Annotated in this window: 17 protein-coding genes and 1 rRNA gene; 5 read left to right on the top strand and 13 right to left on the bottom strand. The window is 35.0% G+C overall.

Annotation, left to right across the window (positions count from 1 at the left end):
- A 16S ribosomal RNA gene (locus GMD78_RS20910) occupies positions 1 to 126 on the bottom strand; the annotation flags it as partial.
- A gap of 394 nt (positions 127 to 520) precedes the next feature.
- Entirely contained in the window at positions 521 to 742 is a 222-nt protein-coding gene (locus GMD78_RS20905; RefSeq protein WP_155671913.1) for a hypothetical protein, read from the bottom strand.
- 235 nt (positions 743 to 977) lie between these two features.
- Here GMD78_RS20905 and pdaB point away from each other — a divergent pair, with 235 nt between their 5' ends.
- Positions 978 to 1,736, top strand: coding sequence for a polysaccharide deacetylase family sporulation protein PdaB (gene pdaB, locus GMD78_RS20900; RefSeq protein ID WP_343042468.1), 759 nt, complete (start codon positions 978 to 980; stop codon positions 1,734 to 1,736).
- A 166-nt stretch (positions 1,737 to 1,902) separates the two neighbouring features.
- Here pdaB and GMD78_RS20895 read toward each other — a convergent pair whose 3' ends face one another.
- Positions 1,903 to 2,538 (bottom strand): KinB-signaling pathway activation protein, encoded by a 636-nt coding sequence (locus tag GMD78_RS20895; protein ID WP_155671909.1) that lies wholly within the window; start codon positions 2,536 to 2,538, stop codon positions 1,903 to 1,905.
- A gap of 171 nt (positions 2,539 to 2,709) precedes the next feature.
- Here GMD78_RS20895 and gerD point away from each other — a divergent pair, with 171 nt between their 5' ends.
- Entirely contained in the window at positions 2,710 to 3,357 is a 648-nt protein-coding gene (gene gerD, locus GMD78_RS21470; protein WP_196493890.1) for a spore germination lipoprotein GerD, read from the top strand.
- Between the two features lie 68 nt (positions 3,358 to 3,425).
- Here the strand turns inward: gerD and GMD78_RS20885 are convergent, their stop codons facing one another.
- The 5 genes from GMD78_RS20885 to GMD78_RS20865 all read right to left on the bottom strand — a co-directional run bounded on the left by GMD78_RS20885 (position 3,426) and on the right by GMD78_RS20865 (position 8,666).
- Positions 3,426 to 4,484 (bottom strand): Mrp/NBP35 family ATP-binding protein, encoded by a 1,059-nt coding sequence (locus GMD78_RS20885; protein ID WP_155671915.1) that lies wholly within the window; start codon positions 4,482 to 4,484, stop codon positions 3,426 to 3,428.
- Between the two features lie 108 nt (positions 4,485 to 4,592).
- The gene (cwlD, locus tag GMD78_RS20880; RefSeq protein WP_155671907.1) at positions 4,593 to 5,318 is read right to left on the bottom strand and encodes an N-acetylmuramoyl-L-alanine amidase CwlD; all 726 of its coding nucleotides are present in this window, start codon (positions 5,316 to 5,318) and stop codon (positions 4,593 to 4,595) included.
- A gap of 123 nt (positions 5,319 to 5,441) precedes the next feature.
- The gene (locus tag GMD78_RS20875) at positions 5,442 to 6,665 is read right to left on the bottom strand and encodes an efflux RND transporter periplasmic adaptor subunit (protein ID WP_155671905.1); all 1,224 of its coding nucleotides are present in this window, start codon (positions 6,663 to 6,665) and stop codon (positions 5,442 to 5,444) included.
- Positions 6,665 to 7,339 carry a hypothetical protein gene (locus GMD78_RS20870; protein WP_155671903.1) on the bottom strand — a complete coding sequence of 225 codons (675 nt, stop codon included), beginning with the start codon at positions 7,337 to 7,339 and terminating at the stop codon, positions 6,665 to 6,667. The genes GMD78_RS20875 and GMD78_RS20870 overlap by 1 nt, the downstream gene beginning before the upstream one ends.
- Before the next feature lie 157 nt (positions 7,340 to 7,496).
- Complete coding sequence (locus tag GMD78_RS20865; protein ID WP_155671901.1) at positions 7,497 to 8,666, bottom strand: GNAT family N-acetyltransferase; 1,170 nt, start codon at positions 8,664 to 8,666, stop codon at positions 7,497 to 7,499.
- Between the two features lie 207 nt (positions 8,667 to 8,873).
- Between GMD78_RS20865 and GMD78_RS20860 the strand changes: the two genes are divergently transcribed.
- Positions 8,874 to 10,151, top strand: a complete 1,278-nt coding sequence (locus GMD78_RS20860; protein WP_155671899.1) for a phytoene desaturase family protein — start codon at positions 8,874 to 8,876, stop codon at positions 10,149 to 10,151.
- Positions 10,141 to 11,010 carry an RNA polymerase sigma-70 factor gene (locus GMD78_RS20855; protein ID WP_155671897.1) on the top strand — a complete coding sequence of 290 codons (870 nt, stop codon included), beginning with the start codon at positions 10,141 to 10,143 and terminating at the stop codon, positions 11,008 to 11,010. The genes GMD78_RS20860 and GMD78_RS20855 overlap by 11 nt, the downstream gene beginning before the upstream one ends.
- Before the next feature lie 31 nt (positions 11,011 to 11,041).
- On the opposite strand, the gene GMD78_RS20850 is transcribed toward GMD78_RS20855, so the two are convergent.
- Complete coding sequence (locus GMD78_RS20850) at positions 11,042 to 11,815, bottom strand: ABC transporter permease (RefSeq protein WP_155671895.1); 774 nt, start codon at positions 11,813 to 11,815, stop codon at positions 11,042 to 11,044.
- A complete protein-coding gene (locus GMD78_RS20845) occupies positions 11,793 to 12,776 on the bottom strand; it encodes an ABC transporter ATP-binding protein (RefSeq protein WP_155671894.1) in 984 nt (327 codons plus the stop codon). The genes GMD78_RS20850 and GMD78_RS20845 overlap by 23 nt, the downstream gene beginning before the upstream one ends.
- Before the next feature lie 163 nt (positions 12,777 to 12,939).
- On the opposite strand from GMD78_RS20845, the gene GMD78_RS20840 reads away from it, so the two are divergent.
- On the top strand, positions 12,940 to 14,229 hold the full coding sequence (locus GMD78_RS20840) for a helix-turn-helix domain-containing protein (protein WP_155671892.1): 1,290 nt from the start codon (positions 12,940 to 12,942) through the stop codon (positions 14,227 to 14,229).
- Between the two features lie 11 nt (positions 14,230 to 14,240).
- Here GMD78_RS20840 and GMD78_RS20835 read toward each other — a convergent pair whose 3' ends face one another.
- The 3 genes from GMD78_RS20835 to rpsI all read right to left on the bottom strand — a co-directional run.
- Complete coding sequence (locus tag GMD78_RS20835) at positions 14,241 to 15,284, bottom strand: anti sigma factor C-terminal domain-containing protein (RefSeq protein ID WP_196493889.1); 1,044 nt, start codon at positions 15,282 to 15,284, stop codon at positions 14,241 to 14,243.
- Complete coding sequence (locus tag GMD78_RS20830) at positions 15,274 to 15,798, bottom strand: RNA polymerase sigma factor (protein ID WP_155671888.1); 525 nt, start codon at positions 15,796 to 15,798, stop codon at positions 15,274 to 15,276. The genes GMD78_RS20835 and GMD78_RS20830 overlap by 11 nt, the downstream gene beginning before the upstream one ends.
- A gap of 242 nt (positions 15,799 to 16,040) precedes the next feature.
- Positions 16,041 to 16,276, bottom strand: a 236-nt coding sequence (gene rpsI / locus GMD78_RS20825) for a 30S ribosomal protein S9 (RefSeq protein WP_155671886.1), incomplete at its 5' end; no start/stop codon positions are given.

Genomic DNA, 16,276 nt, shown 5'->3' with positions numbered 1-16,276 from the left:
ACCCGTCCGCCGCTCGTTCCACAAGTTCACGCCCCGAAGGGCGATCACTTGCTTCCCGCGCTCGACTTGCATGTATTAGGCACGCCGCCAGCGTTCGTCCTGAGCCAAGATCAAACTCTCCAAAAAAAGTTTGTATGTGATTAACACCAATCAATCACATGAAAGTTCTTAGCTACTAGAAACACTAGCTTCTAGATTTAATCTTTAAAGAAAAACGGGATGTTTTTCTTGACATACTAGTTGTTTTGTTCAGTTTTCAAAGATCAATTTAACTATCTGTCGTTTTTAGCGACAAGATATAATTTATCATAACTCCATTTAGTTGTCAACAAGTTTTTGAATTAATTTTTATTAATTTATTTTGCTTGTTTTCTTAACTGACAACAAAAAATAATATATCATAGGTAAAAAAGAAAATCAATACAAAAATAAAAAAATACACAGGAAGATGTATTTTCTTATTTACTATTACATATAATTGTATTTCCTCTATTCCATCACCTCTTATCTATGATATGTTTTATTGGTTCTTACTTTTCCTCGGTATGTACTTCATACACTCCTTCTCATTAGATACTCTACGTAATAATTGAAATAGAATCTTGTACCTTTCCATCATCGCACGTTTCACCATGTGATCTATTCGATGATCATCCATATCCATTAGTAGTTCATCTAATTCCCGTTTCACTAAATACTCCATTTCTTTTTGCTCTATATCATTAATCATTAAACCTAGCATTACCATCACCTCAAATTAATCCATACTTATTTAGATAAGATTACCGATTTTAGAATTTATATGTATGTAATTTTTATTATGGATACCACATACCTACTATACCCAATTCTTTATATGGTTTATCCCATATTTTTTTCTTTATTACTAATTACTTTCCATAGCTCGTTCATATTTTCAAATTGAAGTCATAAATATAAATTAGGACATGCAGTTGAAAAAGGGGGTTACTATAGTAGTGCAGCATTTTTATGTTTTGCGATTTAAAAATTGGAAACGTTGGTTAGTAGTTATTGCCTTTGCATTGTTTACTGCTACTTTTTTATCTTTTGAGGGAAATGGCGCCTTTTCCATCTTTTCTAAAGAGGAATCCGTTGCTTTAACAAAAGGAAATGCAGATGAACCGAATATTGCTCTTACATTTAATATAAGTTGGGGAGAAGAAAAAGTATTTGATATCCTTAAACAATTAGAACAACACCAGGTACAAGCTACCTTTTTTGTGAGTGGGGAATGGGCCGAACGTCATCCTGATATTTTAGAAAAAATCACAGAAGAAAAACATGAAATTGGCATGTTAGGCTATCGTTACAAAAGTTATTTAGACCAAGATATTGAACAGGTTAGAAAGGATCTATTATACGCAAAAGAAATCTTTCGAAAATTAGGCTACGAAGATATGGAATTAGTTCGCGCACCAAGCGGACATCTTAACAAAGAGGTTATTGAGCTAGCTGAAAGTTTAGGTAACAAGGTTATACATTGGAATGTTAATCCAGATGATTGGCAAAATCCAGGAACAGAAGTTATCACAAACCACGTAATGGAGAAAACTGCTAATGGAGACATTATTTTATTACACGCTTCCGATTCAGCAAAACAAACTGCAGAATCTTTAAAAACAATTTTACCAGGACTTAAAAATAAAGGATTTCAATTCGTAACGATTTCAGAATTAATCAATCAAGCACACGCAAAATCTGATATTGTTGATTAAAAACTTTTATGTTTCATTTTTTTATAAAAAAATGTCATTCGAAAACTAGGGTTTTACCAAACCTTTATGGCAAAACCCTTAGTTGCACTTATACAGGAAAGGAAAGTTTATACTTGCCTTTCTGCCAAAAAACCTGATGATTAATTATCTAATCACCAGGTTTTTGTTATGCTTTCTTTGGATTTTTATGAGTACTTGGAGAAACTTTCTTATTTGGTTCTCTTTGTAAACGATGCAGAATAAGGAGCTGATACGTGTTACATGCTAACAATGGAATAACCATTAACCATGCATAATCCGTACCTTCTGTTCTCAACCCTGGTACCCATTCAACTGTTGTAATAACGACCATAAAGAATAAAGCTGGAATAAATGCTTTTTTATTCGTTTCTTTTGCCTTTACCCTAGCAATAAACCATCCATAAACAAGAATTGATGCAGACATAAGTATGTACCAGAAAATAGATACCTCACCATTAGTAGCTTGGTACGGGAAATAAACTAAATCAAACACTACAAATGCAATAAGTAACACTTGTACAGTTGGCCAAAATGAACGAAAAAGCCCTAAACCTAACCGATTAACAAATAAATAAGCAAAAAATCCTGTTTGGCTAACAACACTAAACACTAATCCTAAGCCGATAAAAAAGACAACTAGCCCAAGTAATTCCATAAAATTAAAAGGACTTAAATAATTTTGATATTCATCTGCCTTTACAAAAAAACTGGTTATTAGACCAGTAATACCTCCAATAACTAGTGTCTTCCAAAATAATTCCACTACTTTACGACTATTCAATATGTTTTCCTCCTATTGTTGAATCTATATATCGTATCTAAAGATCATTCATAACTATTCAGAATATGTCCATTCGTATTTTAACATGAACACCGTGTTTTTTCCTTTATGAAGTGCATATTTTTTCTTTTTAAACCCATATTAATTATAAGCGGAAGGAGGATTCTTTGAATGCTGCGTATTGTCAATTTGTTACTATTTGGGATAACATTAAGTATCCTTAGCGCATGCGGTGGGGAAGCTGCTCAACAGGAAGGCGATTATGATACAACCAAAAAAATGGTAGTTGACATATTACAAACCGAAGATGGAAAAAAAGCACTTGGAGAAATATTATCTGATGAAAAAATGCAAGAACAACTAGTCATCGAATCCACTGTAGTAAGAAAATCCATCGATGAAACTCTTACTTCAGATAAAGGCAAAGAGATGTGGAAAAAACTCTTTGAAGACCCTAAATTTGTGGAAACTTATGTGAAATCCATCGAAGAAGACCAAAAAAAATTAATGACTGATTTGTTAAAGGACTCCGAATACCAAAAACAAATGCTGGATTTATTACAGAATCCTGAAATGACAGATCAAATCGTTCAAACTTTAAAAAGTCAACAATTTCAATCTCATCTTGAAGAATCTATACAGAAAACCTTAGAATCACCACTTTTCCAGGCCAAAATCCAAGATATCTTACTCAAAGCTGCCGAAGAGCAAGGTAGCGGACAACAGGGTGGACAGGGTCAAGGCGGCGGTGGCTCCGGCGGTGGTGGCGGAGAATCCGGCGGCGGTGGTGGTGACTCAGGAGGCGGCGGTGGAAGCTAATGCTCATTCACCGCATAATAAAAGCTAAGACACATCGCTTATTATAAAGGATATGTCTTAGCTTTTACTTATTCTTCTACTTTTGCAACTACTTTCGCTGCAATTTTATGATATTCTTTCCCAAGTGGATGATCCTCTTGATAAACAGATGGTGCAAAAACATCCTCTTCTTCATATGGTTGTTGTAAAGGTAATTGACCAAGCACTTTTGTTTTTAGTACTTCAGCAAGTTTTTGACCGCCACCACGACCGAAAACATATTCTTTTTCCCCAGTCTTCTGACTTTGGAAATATGCCATATTCTCTACAACACCTAATATCTCATGTTCCGTTTTAATCGCCATTTGTCCAGCACGCGCAGCTACAAATGCAGCTGTTGGGTGTGGTGTTGTTACAATAACTTCCTTACATGAAGGTAATAATTCATGTACATCCATGGCGATATCACCTGTACCTGGAGGGAGATCAAGTAATAGATAATCGAGGTCGCCCCACTCTACTTCTTTAAAGAAGCTATTCAACATTTTACCTAGCATTGGTCCACGCCATATGATCGGTGAATTATCCTCCACAAAAAATCCCATGGATATAACTTTAACACCAAAACGTTCCACTGGAATAATTTTTTCTCCACGAACTTGCGGTCTTTCTTCTACCCCCATCATATCCGGTATGCTAAAGCCATATATGTCTGCATCAATAATCCCAACTTTTTTACCTAAACGCATTAAAGCCATTGCCAAGTTTACAGTTACAGTTGATTTACCTACGCCGCCTTTTCCACTTGCTACAGCAATAAAGTGCGGTTGTTTATTTCCACCCATCAATGCTTTTTCTTGTGCGTTTTGCATGGCAGGTTGATATTTTTGAATTACCTCATCAGGAAGCTGCTCAAAGCGCAACCCTACTGTTGTTGCTCCGTTTTTCTTCAAAATACCTACCAGTTCTTGTTGTAGCTGCATTTGTTCTGCGGTATTCGTTTTTCCGATCGCAACCTTGACACTTATATGCTTTTTATCTTCTTTTATCGTTATTTCCTTAATACCACCAGTTTCCTCTAAGGTTCTATGTAAAAATGGATCTTTAACAGGATTAAGCAATTGTACAACTTCTTCTTTTGTTAACAATTCATTCACCTTCCTTTGCTAGCTTCTGAACTAAAAAGTTTGTCCACCGCTAGTATAACATAAATCACAGAAAACCTAAGTGATATGAATCATGGAAGGGCTTTCCTGTTATTCCTCCGCTTGCTCTGGCTTCTCGGTAACATACCTTAATATTCCTTCATAAATGCTACCTGCCATTTGACGCTGATAGTCCTCTTGCTTAAGTTGCTCACGTTCCTCTACATTAGATAAAAATCCTATCTCCACCAACGCACCAGGCACCTCGGCATTCTTCAATAAGTAGAGATTATTTATTGCTAACGATGAACGGTTCGTGTTTTCTAGATTCCGTTTAATCTCTGATTGGATCATTTTGGCAAGATGCTTGCCCTCATCTGATTTTGGATAATAAAAGGTTTGTGCTCCTCGCCATTTAGTCGAAGGAATCGCATTTAAATGAATCGTAATAAAAAAGTCAGCATTTTTCTCGTGTATAAAATCCATCCGCTTCCGTATATCTTCCCCCTTCCGCTTCGAAAGTCCTTTTGTATCTTCCGCAGCTAAATCTTTATCTGTTTCCCTTGTTAAATAAACAAGTGCACCAGATTGCTGTAAATAGTTTTGTAATTTTTTCGACACTTCTAATGCAATGTCCTTTTCTAACGTATCATCTTTTCCTACAGCTCCACCATCCACTCCACCATGACCCGGATCAATTACAATCGTCTTTCCAGAAAGTGGAAGGGACCAAGACCCCCATGTTTCTTCCGTCGTTTTAGGAACTGGAATTTGTATTAATAGGATTAATACAGTGATACCAAGTAACCAAATGAAAGCTTTCCCATAACGTTCCATCCTTTTGTCTCCCCTTATTATATTCCTTTTCCTATTCTATGGGACAAGTTTTGGTAATATGACTATGAAAACGCTAGGGCTGTTCATTAAAAAAAGAGAGTAGGCGACCCACTCTCTCATCTTCTATCGTGAGATAATCCCAATTAACAGATACTTTTTCCAACTTTCATAGTCTCCTAATTCTAGCCATGGCGTTTGGCTGAATTTTAATGGTGTAATAAACGTTGAATCCGTATATACGGATGGCTTCTTTTCTGTTGATAGAAAATCTCCACTTGTTATTCCATTGATTACTTCCACTGTACCTTCCATTTCAATTCCAGTTTCAATTGGTCTTTTTTCTAGTTTCCCTTCTTCTGTTAATAACCAAACATGTTGTTGATCCAACATTTCTTGATTAATCGCGGTAGCATTCAATGCTTCATCTAAAGTAATGGTTAATTCCGTATGATAACCCGGTAACAATGAGTTTAATTCGTCTGCTTCATCAAACATTACGCCAAATGGGTATAAACTTTCCGATTCAATCGTTACTTCTTCTTTAGGTGATTCATCAACTTCCTGGATTGTACCTTGAAACTGTTGATCACTATCCACTATCTTAATCGAAACAGACATGCCTTCTTCAACTTTTTTTCGGTCAACTTCCGTTAATTCCCCTTGCACATATAATTGGGTATTTTCAATTACCATAATTGGATCATCTAATGTGGTTGATATAGAAGTTACTTTTCCTTCGAAAGGACTTTCAACTGTAATGGTATCTCCGTTGGACTGTAGTTCTTCTAATTGTGTTTCCACACTATTCTTTTGCTCTTTGTACGATGCTAGTTCTTTTTCTTTTTCAACAAGATACTGTTTTTTTAATAAATCTGCTTCAATCGGCTCTCGAGGAGGAGGAAGTTCACTATCTTCTTCTTCATCCATGTTTACTACCGGTACCGATGGCCGTGGGATATTATAAGCAACCATTTCAGTAATTGCATCTTCAATGGCGGTGATCTCGCCATTAATTTTACTTAACTCATTTACCAGTTGGGCTTCCGCTTCAACGTAATCATTCACTCGATAAGAAAATAAAGGGTCACCGACAGCAACTTCACTGCCCTCTTCCATCAAAAAACCTTGAAAACTACCAATATTGTCATCAAAATAGACATAACTTTCGCCTGAATTCGAAATGACACCAGGTGCTTCAATCCTGACAAAGAGGTCTTCTTCATATGCCGCCTCCCATTCCGATACGTGAGCCTTCCTTTCTACCTTTCCTTCTTTATCAAACCATACTAATAAAATATTTACTCCAATTAGTAAAAGAATCATTGTCCAAATGATTTTTTTCCGCATTATTCAAACCACCCACCGATCAAATGAACATCCGCATCTGCAAGTAATGCCGTGACCAGCCATAAACTAATATGTAATACAAGCACAGTCAGCCATATCCATCCCTTATGAATCGTAGCCAGCTTTCCAAGGAATTTTATTTGAAACCAAATAATCCATAACTGAAACAGGGATACAGAACCAAATAAATAGATCAAGAAAGACATGTCTGTTAAGTAAGACGCAATTATCCCAAATGAGAATGGTGATACATACCAATCTAACCCCGCATAAACAACTAAAGGAACCCATATAATCCGCTCTAATAACATGACAAACAGCACGACTAATTGCATAATAATAAGTTTTTGATATGGAATAGCTGTAATAAGATAAAATAGGAAAGACGGAATAAAAATGATGCCCAGAGCTAAAGTAATGGCAAATGCTATCCGCCCGATAATAAACCAAAATTTACGGAGCTCATATTCAGCAGGAGTTAGCCATACTGCCCCATTTGAAATCATATCCGTTCCAATTCCTACTAAACCCATACCCGCATAAATGAATATGCTAAAGCTACTTAATAAAAAAGCTAGTTTCCATAGATTTTTTATTTTCTCTGCTTTTCCAATTCGAAATACATGATCATCAATATCAAAAAATAGTTTGATTAAATGAACAGAATACGTCAATACGATCACCCTTTTCTTTGCTGGAGTAATTTCAGTGTTTTTTCCAATTTTACCTTAATATTCAACAATTTTCTATTGTTTTCGTTTTATTTTGAAAATATAGGTGCTTTCTACCTAAAAAAATCTCCCATCTTGAAATAGATGAGAGATTTGAAGTTTAAAAGAAATCCGCAAAATAGGATTGTTGGATTGGGATTAGTTTCTCTAATTTTAAAACATCCTCTTCGCTCCCTTGGAGAAGTCCAAGTGCAAATAATTCCATCGGACGATTGTAACCGAAGAACATAGAAGCTAGCTGTTGAACGGAACAAGTAACTCCTTTAGTAGATATCTTTTCTGATCTTATAAAACTAACCGTTGATTCATTTTTGACTCGTTTTATATGATATACACCGTTATTTTCTGGTAAAAAGGAATCCGTAACATGTATAGCTACCACCTGACCATCACTATTCACCTCATAAGGGTATTGTTTCAAAAATTCATGAACATCTACAATTCGAGCCATAAAATATGGTTCTATCTTTTGTTCGAACCTAGGATCATCAATTAATAGTGGTAGGTTATCATTCTCAGGCACAACCATTTTCACTTTTTCTACCATCGAATCATGATTAGCTACGAACTGGAGTAATAGCACCCTGCCATTTAAAGATCGGTAAGCTTTATCAATAACTGTGAACTCTTTGTCCTTTACTTGAAATATAATATAGCCTTCTGGTTCTCCTGACTTATTATAAGCAATCGCTATATGCATATCGTCCTTAACTATCCGCTGTTCCCACCATTTTTCATCACGAAGCAAAGTACCCGTGTACGTTTTTGCATATTCTGTATAAATGTCATTTAAAACCTGGTAATCTGGAGTGATTCGGCGTACATATCCATTTCCATCCCATTTCTTTTTAAATTTTTCAATCGGGATCGTATACGCTTTTTCGTTAAACACAAGTTCCCATCCAAATTTTCGATAGAAAGGTACAGAGAATGGATGCAGATAGGATATCACTTGGCCATTCTTCTTCATATGCTTTAATGCATGACCAAGCAGTTCTTTCACCATACCACCTCTGCGATATTCCGGCCACGTAGCAACCGAACTAATACCTCCCATCTTAATTTCTTTTCCACCGATAAAGCAGGTCAGTGGAATTAGATGAAGTTTCGCAGCAATATTATCCCCATCCATATATCCCCATATTTTATGTCGCAATCCCTCTTTCCGCTTCTGATCTAATTCATCTTCTGTGAGTTTATATTGAAATGCAAATTGTGATAACGCAAATATGTCTTGATAATCCTTTTCAATATGTAATGTTTTAATCATAGCCCTACCTCCAAATATTGGTATAATTAAATCATAGTTAATTTTCAATTTTTTTCAATGATAAAGTGAATCTTATGAGCGGACTTAAACAATACAACAAAGACATTTACCATATTAGCTTGACAAATGCCAGATTTTTATATTTTTATGTCACAAATAGATTCCCCTAATCGTCTTGAGTTAAAAAGATTATTAGGAGGAATAAAAATGAAAAAACATTGGGATGTTGTCATTATTGGTAGTGGGTTAGCCGGATATGTAGCTGCGAATTATCTAGGTAAGGGAAATGTAGATATCTTGCTCGTAGAAAAGGGAAAGCATTTCGGCGGAAGAGCTAAAACCGATACAATCAATAACCAATACTTTAATATGGGACCACACGCTCTTTATAAAAACGGAAAAGCAAAAGGAGTCCTTGAAGAATTAGGAATCCAACTCCAAGGAAAAGCACCTAAAGTTGGCGGATTATTATGTAATGAAAGCCAAAACTTTTATGCACCATTTTCTCCTTTTGGCATTTTAAGGACAGATCTATTAAATTGGCGACAGCGTTTAGAATGGATTCGTGCTATTTTTAGGCTTAAGAATATTAAGGTGGATTCTCTAGAAAATAAAACCTTTCAACAATGGGTATTACAAATATCTAGTGCTGAACCTATTCAATCCTTATTATTTACACTAGGGCGTTTAGCAACATATAGCAATGAACCAAATAATGTAAGTGCTAAAGTAATTGTCCAGCATTTACAATTTGTTTTAGGTGGCGTTCTCTATTTAGATTATGGTTGGCAAACCATTATTGACCAACTCCATAATCAAGCAATTACAAACCGTGTTCAGATTCAAAATCAAACCAATGTGAAACAGATTAAAATTATAGAAAACAATTCATTTGAGGTTCATCTAACTAATCATATTATCCATACGAAGCGTATACTATATACAGGGAACCCACAAGAATTATACCAATTACTCCCTAAAGAAGGTACCTCACATACCCACTTTTTAACAGACCTAGTTCCAATCAGGGCAGCAACATTAGATATCGCACTTCGAGAGCTTTCCCAGCCCACTCGTCTATTTGCCATGGGAGTAGACCAACCCTTCTATTATTCACTACACTCCAAATACGCAAAACTATCTAAAGACGGAAACAGTCACGTGCTTCATGTATTAAAGTATCACCAATCTACAGAAGAAATCGATGCAAAAATAGTAAAACAAGAACTTGAAAGTTTTTTAGAAAGAATTCAACCTGGTTGGCGCAACTATGAAATAACAAGCAGATTTCTACCGAACATTACTGTAAATCAACGATTGCCAAGGATTGGTGAAGAGTGTTTATTTAAAAAAACAGAAACCCCCATTCCTAACTTCTTTATAGCAGGTGATTGGGCTTCACCAAACTTAATACTTTCTGAGGCAGCAATTACTACAGGAAAACAATCGGCAATGGAAATCTTGGAGGGATTGGATGCAAATTAGTAACGAGGAATACCAACTATATAAGCCGTTATTATTCTCTTTGGGTTACCGTCTACTTGGATCCATTTCTGAAGCTGAGGACCTGGTACATGATACCTTTTTACGGGCTTATGAAGTAGATGAGCAATATGTTAAAAATAAGAAAGCATATCTATGTAAGATGATGACCAATCGATGTTTAGATGTATTAAAATCAGCTCGAATGAAAAAAGAAAGCTATATTGGTCCTTGGAATCCAGAACCGTTACTACTCGATAACCTAGATGATAATCCGATTGATGGAGTACTTCAAAAAGAGGGACTCTCCATTGCCTACCTACGAATGATGGAAAACCTATCACCTATCGAGCGAGCAGTAGTATTACTAAGAGATATTTTTGAAATGCCATACGTAGAGATCTCCGATACCGTGAACAAAAAGGTCGACCACTGCAGAAAGCTATATAGTAGATCGAAAGAGAAATTACGAAAAGTGGAAGATGAGAGCTTACATTATGAGCACAATAAGCATGTTATCGATCAGTTTATTACATCCCTTCAAACACAAAACAAAGAAAAACTACTTCAACTATTATCAGAAAACATAACACTATATTCAGATGGTGGCGGAAAAGTACTTGCTGCCTTACGCCCTATTGAATCTCGGAAAAATGTAGTAGCCTTTCTTCAAGGTTTATTAAAAAAGGCTGCTGGTGATTATGATCATGAAGTTGTCAACGTAAATGGTCAACCAGCGATCCTGATCTTTATGAATGGTGCATTAAACAGTGTTATGAGCTTTTATATTAAGAATGATACTGTTCATGAATTATATATAACACTGAACCCCGATAAGCTTACGACTAGAAACCTAAAATAGGTTGGATTTATTTCCAACCTATTTTTCATTCCTAATAATGCGCCAACAAACCTTTCTTCATTGCTACTCGCTCGCAATACAAAAAGAAGAAAAGTCCAAGAATAAAGTAAAAAGCTGCATTAAATATCAGTATAGAATAATCAATTATATTAATTGAATGCCATGATAATCCATCAATCATTATCCCACGGACAAGATCCACCCCTTTTACAATGGGAAAAAACGCTAAAAAAGGTGCTACTGTTAAGGGAATAAATACTAACCCAGCTAAAACAAACTGTAGTATTTGTAAAAAAGATTGAATTTGTTTTAGAACAATTGAAATCCCTGCAATAATATACCCTAAGCCAAACATACTAATTAACGTTAAGACAAAGATAGGCACAAGCGTTATAACATCTATATTCAGCCATTGTCCAGTAGTTAGCATGGATAAATAGAGCAATACAATAATAATAATTATGTTTGCAAGGACAGTAGCAATTAATCTCATTAGCATTATTTTCCATACCCCCATAGGTGACATGCTAAGCTGCTCTAAAGTCCCCTGTGCTGCTTCAGTTGTAATTTGCCAACCAATATCTTGGACAACTATAAGTGATAAACTCCAAAAAATATAGTTTACAATGACAAATTGTGTATGTACATCCTGTGAACTTGGGTCTCCAATAATCTGAATACCAGCAAACATAGCTAAGAAAAGAAAATACATGGTTAGTAGCATAGCAATCGTATTTGGTAAGTATCGTTTCATCATTACTATTTCTTTTTTTATATTTATCTTAAGAAGATTGATCCAACTCATTATGTAACCTCCCATTTACAATTTTCAGAAAGACTTCTTCAAAATTAATTAATTGGCGATCAATTGACTCAACTGGTGTATGCTCTAACTTTAATACTTCAAATAAATCATAAAATTCTTCTGCTTTAGTGAGATTGACTGTTAGGGTTGATTCTAAACTATGATGCGAATAATCTAGATGAGGAAATTTTTGATGTAGGAGTTGAATCTGTTGATTACTTAGTGCGTTTCCCAGCGTGATCGTATATGCTCGCACTTCAAACAAGCGTAGTAAATTTTCTACTTTATCATCTGTAACAACCTTTCCATTATTTATGATAACTGTTCGATCGCATAACTCTTGAATAACACCCATATCATGAGAACTTATAATAATGGTTCGATCATAGTCCCTAACAACATCTCGAAGTATTTTCCTGATTTCATATCCGGTTTGGACATCAATACCTAATGTTGGTTCATCTAATAGAATTACTTTACTATCTGCTAGCAAGGAAACCGCAATAGCTAGTTTTTGTTGCATCCCCCGCGAGAGTCGATTAACAAGTTCTGTTTCTTTTTCTTTTAGGTTGAACGCATCCAATAAATCCTCAATTTCTGAGGCAACATCTTTACTGGATCTCCCACGATTACCTGAAAAATATTCTAGATTTTCTCGAACTGTTAAACGCCAATATAAATTCCGATTCCCCTCTAATACTGCACTAATATGACTCAAAGCAGATAACCTCTTTTCCTTCATCGAAATACCATTAACCATAACAGAACCCGAATCAGGAATCAGCAAGCCACAGATCAATTTAATTGTCGTTGATTTACCAGCACCGTTTGGTCCCAACAGTCCTACTATCTCACCCTTATTAACTGTAAACGAAATATCATTTACCGCCGTAATGGTCTCTTTTGACTTGCGTTTTTTATATGTTTTACTTAGATTTTTCACTTCTATAATCTCTTCCATCCTCCTACCCCTCCGAAATTTAAATATATTTAAATTATATTTTAAATTTACTAAATAAGTAAGTCAACAACATTATTAAATTTCATTGAAATATTTTTAAAAATATTAAAATATTGATATAATAATAATGTGAATAAATGTATGTAGAGAGGCCTGGCAAATTATGAGCGAAATAGGAAAAAAGATTAAAAAAATACGAAAAGAAAAGAATCTAACATTGTCAGATGTAGCACAGGATCAACTGTCACCCGCAATGATCAGCTTGATTGAAAATGGTAAATCAAAACCATCCGCAGAAAAATTAAAACATATCGCCCAAGCTTTAAACGTTGAAATCTCTGATTTATTAGGAGGCATAACTCGAGAGGAATTACGGGAAGAGATAACACGAATCAAAAAAATAATGAGTAAAACAAACTCCGAAACACTAGAAAAAGCAATGAGTAAGATAAAAGAATTGCTACCAAACTTAGGACACAATGTCGAATCAGCAAAAATATATGAAATGTATGCAAGGTACTTGTCCGTTTACTACCAGTTATATAAATCTAAGTATGATGAACTTGAAGATAAGGATTGGGTGGTATATTTAAAAAAGGCAGAAGAAATATTTGCAGATCTACAAATGGAGAGTAACGTTTTTACGATTCACTTATTATTAGCGTTATCAGAGTATTATAAAGGGAATTACCCATTAACAATCGAAATGATTGATGAAAGCTTACAATCTGTAAAATCTCTTGATAGCTATGATACGATTTCTGATATAATTACGTTAAAAACTCTTAAAGTTTATTGCTTAGAAGCTATTGGGGATTCGGATGCAAGCTTACAAACCCTTAATGAAGTGATCGAATTTTCCCAAAAACATCTTATGTTGAATCAGATGTTTGAAATATATAATATAGGTGCCATGATCCATTATAATGGCAATGACTATGAAACTGCGAGACACTATATAGATAAAATAAACAAGTTTTTTGCCCTAATCAATAATGATCATTTATATATTGATAAGGAGTTAATTTTCATTCATTACATGGAATTCTATGAAAATTTACCAGAAAAATCCCTAGAAATGATTGACCACTTTGAAAGTAAAGTAAAAACTATGTCATTGCATAATGATTTACTAGTTAAAATCCTATCGGAGCATTTATCAGATTTTAAAGCAAGATGCTTTACAAAACTACATCAGCCTGAAAAGGCAATACCATTATTTAAAAATTTAATGGCAGATTCCAATGCAAAAGTACATCCACATGATATCGCTACTCGCGTAGTCAATAAATCCTATCAAGCTTTATGTTATATGCAGTTAAACAAGAAGGAAAAAGCATTAGAGTACGCCAAGGAGAGCGTAAAAATCTTAAAGAAATATCCTCAAACAGCCTATTATCAATATGCAAGAAATGTATTGCAAGATATTCAACTGTCCTTTAGCAAAAAATAACTTCAACGACATTAGTCGTTGAAGCTATTTTTTTCGTCCCATTTCCATACTTCAATACCACCAATATGGAATTGATAAAAGAGTTCTTCCTCCAAAAGCTGTTCCACTTCTCTAATCGGTCCCGTGATTGTAGCACCATAAACTTGAATCCCATTTTCCTTTAAATAGTCTAACCTTTGAACATCGATATCACGATCGTAATAATCCCCTTGATCGACTAACCATTCTAAATCTGACATAAATTGATCTATAGAAGTTTGTAAAGAATGGTCATCATATAATGAAAAGAAGTATGAGGAGACTTTATGATCATCGGTGTATTCTACATATGGCCTAAGCATTAAAGAAGATGCAAATGTGATTTGTCCCGCTCTAGCATATCCTACATCCACTTCTGATATTTCTCCTCCGTATACAGGCATTTGATTTATCAGAATATCATACTTATCTAGCATCTCTAGTAATTCATTTGGTGCCATAGCTTCTATCGTTGAAAATTGCAGTTGGACTACATAACCATCCTCGATCATATTCAACTGCTCTTCAATAGAATGATTATTTCCTGAATGTCCCTTTTTTAATTCTTCTCCTATTAGTTCTGGTGCTATTGCATAATTCAGATTTTCATATCCATTTAAGTATCTATTATTAAAATTTAACGTGTATTGAACATCACCAAATAACCGCTTCTTCGCTACAACCTCTCCAACAACCATTTCCCAATCTCCAATTTTCTTATAAATAGTTTGTTTGGTCTCCTGTGTTAAAAGCGGACTAATTTCTGCACTGTTGTCCGTTTTCTCAACCGCTATTCCTGGATACCTAGTCTCAATAATAGTTGTTACGAGCCGATCAAATTCTGCACCTTTATCAGACATGTCATAAAAAATTGAGACAGGAATGAAATATATACAATACAACAATAATAGAATGATTAGCGTTCTGAGTACCGAAAAACTAATAGACAATCGTGTTCTCCAAACTAGTTTTTTTGCGCTTTTTTTATCTAACTCTCCTTGTTCTTTCCACTCAGATAGTACTTCATCATTCTTCATGGATTCCAGCTCCTTTCTTTCGGCTAGCATATTCTCTAAATTTTATTCTCGCTCGATGGAGGGTGACCTTTACCTGGTTTTCTGTCAGGTCCATTGCTAGTGCCAATTCTTTATACGAAAATCCTTGAACCTCTCTTAAATAAAGAATTGTTTGCATATTTTCTGGCAACATACTTAACAACGCTTCTAACTCTTCTTGCTTGGTCTTTTTCTCCAATGACTGCTCTGGATTTCCAATAGAAGTAGCTGGAGAATAATCTCTCATTAACTCATTCAACACCTTTTGTTCTGTATTTCTCTTTCTTGTTGAATCAATGTACAAATTTCTAGCTACTTTAAAGAGCCATGCCTTAGCTTGCATCGTATGTTTAACTTTTAGTGAAACCATTGCTCGATAGAAGGTTTCTTGCAATAAATCCTCAGCAACTTCTTTATTTCTACTCAATTGCAGTAAATACCGATAGAGAGGAAGCTGGTATGCTTCAAATAGTTCATGATACGTATATTTCTTCAACCATCTTCCCCCTTCCCTTTATATAAACGATCGTATCATGAATTTGTTACAGGCTATTAAATATTTTTTCGATTTAAATATGAACTATTACCTGGAAATATGTTGATTGAGCTGATTTTGTTAGTTTTTATTCTAACCAACGATGAAGATACTTAATTAATCGCAAACGTTTCTTATCCATATAAAATGCATTAAAAAAGACCCCCAACCAAATCGGTTGAGAGCCTTTAAATATTGATATATTAACGTTTTGAGAACTGAGGTGCACGACGAGCGCCTTTAAGACCGTATTTTTTACGTTCTTTCATACGAGCGTCACGAGTTAAGAATCCTTCGCGTTTTAGAGAAGCACGATATTCTGGATCAGCTTCTAATAAAGCACGAGCGATTCCGTGGCGGATTGCACCAGCTTGACCAGTAAATCCTCCACCATCAACGTTTACTAAAACGTCATAAGTTCCTTCCGTTTCTGTAGCCT

It is taken from the genome of Ornithinibacillus caprae, from assembly GCF_009728145.1.
GTDB lineage: Bacteria > Bacillota > Bacilli > Bacillales > Amphibacillaceae > Ornithinibacillus > Ornithinibacillus caprae.
This window is presented reverse-complemented; position numbering and strand designations above follow the sequence as displayed.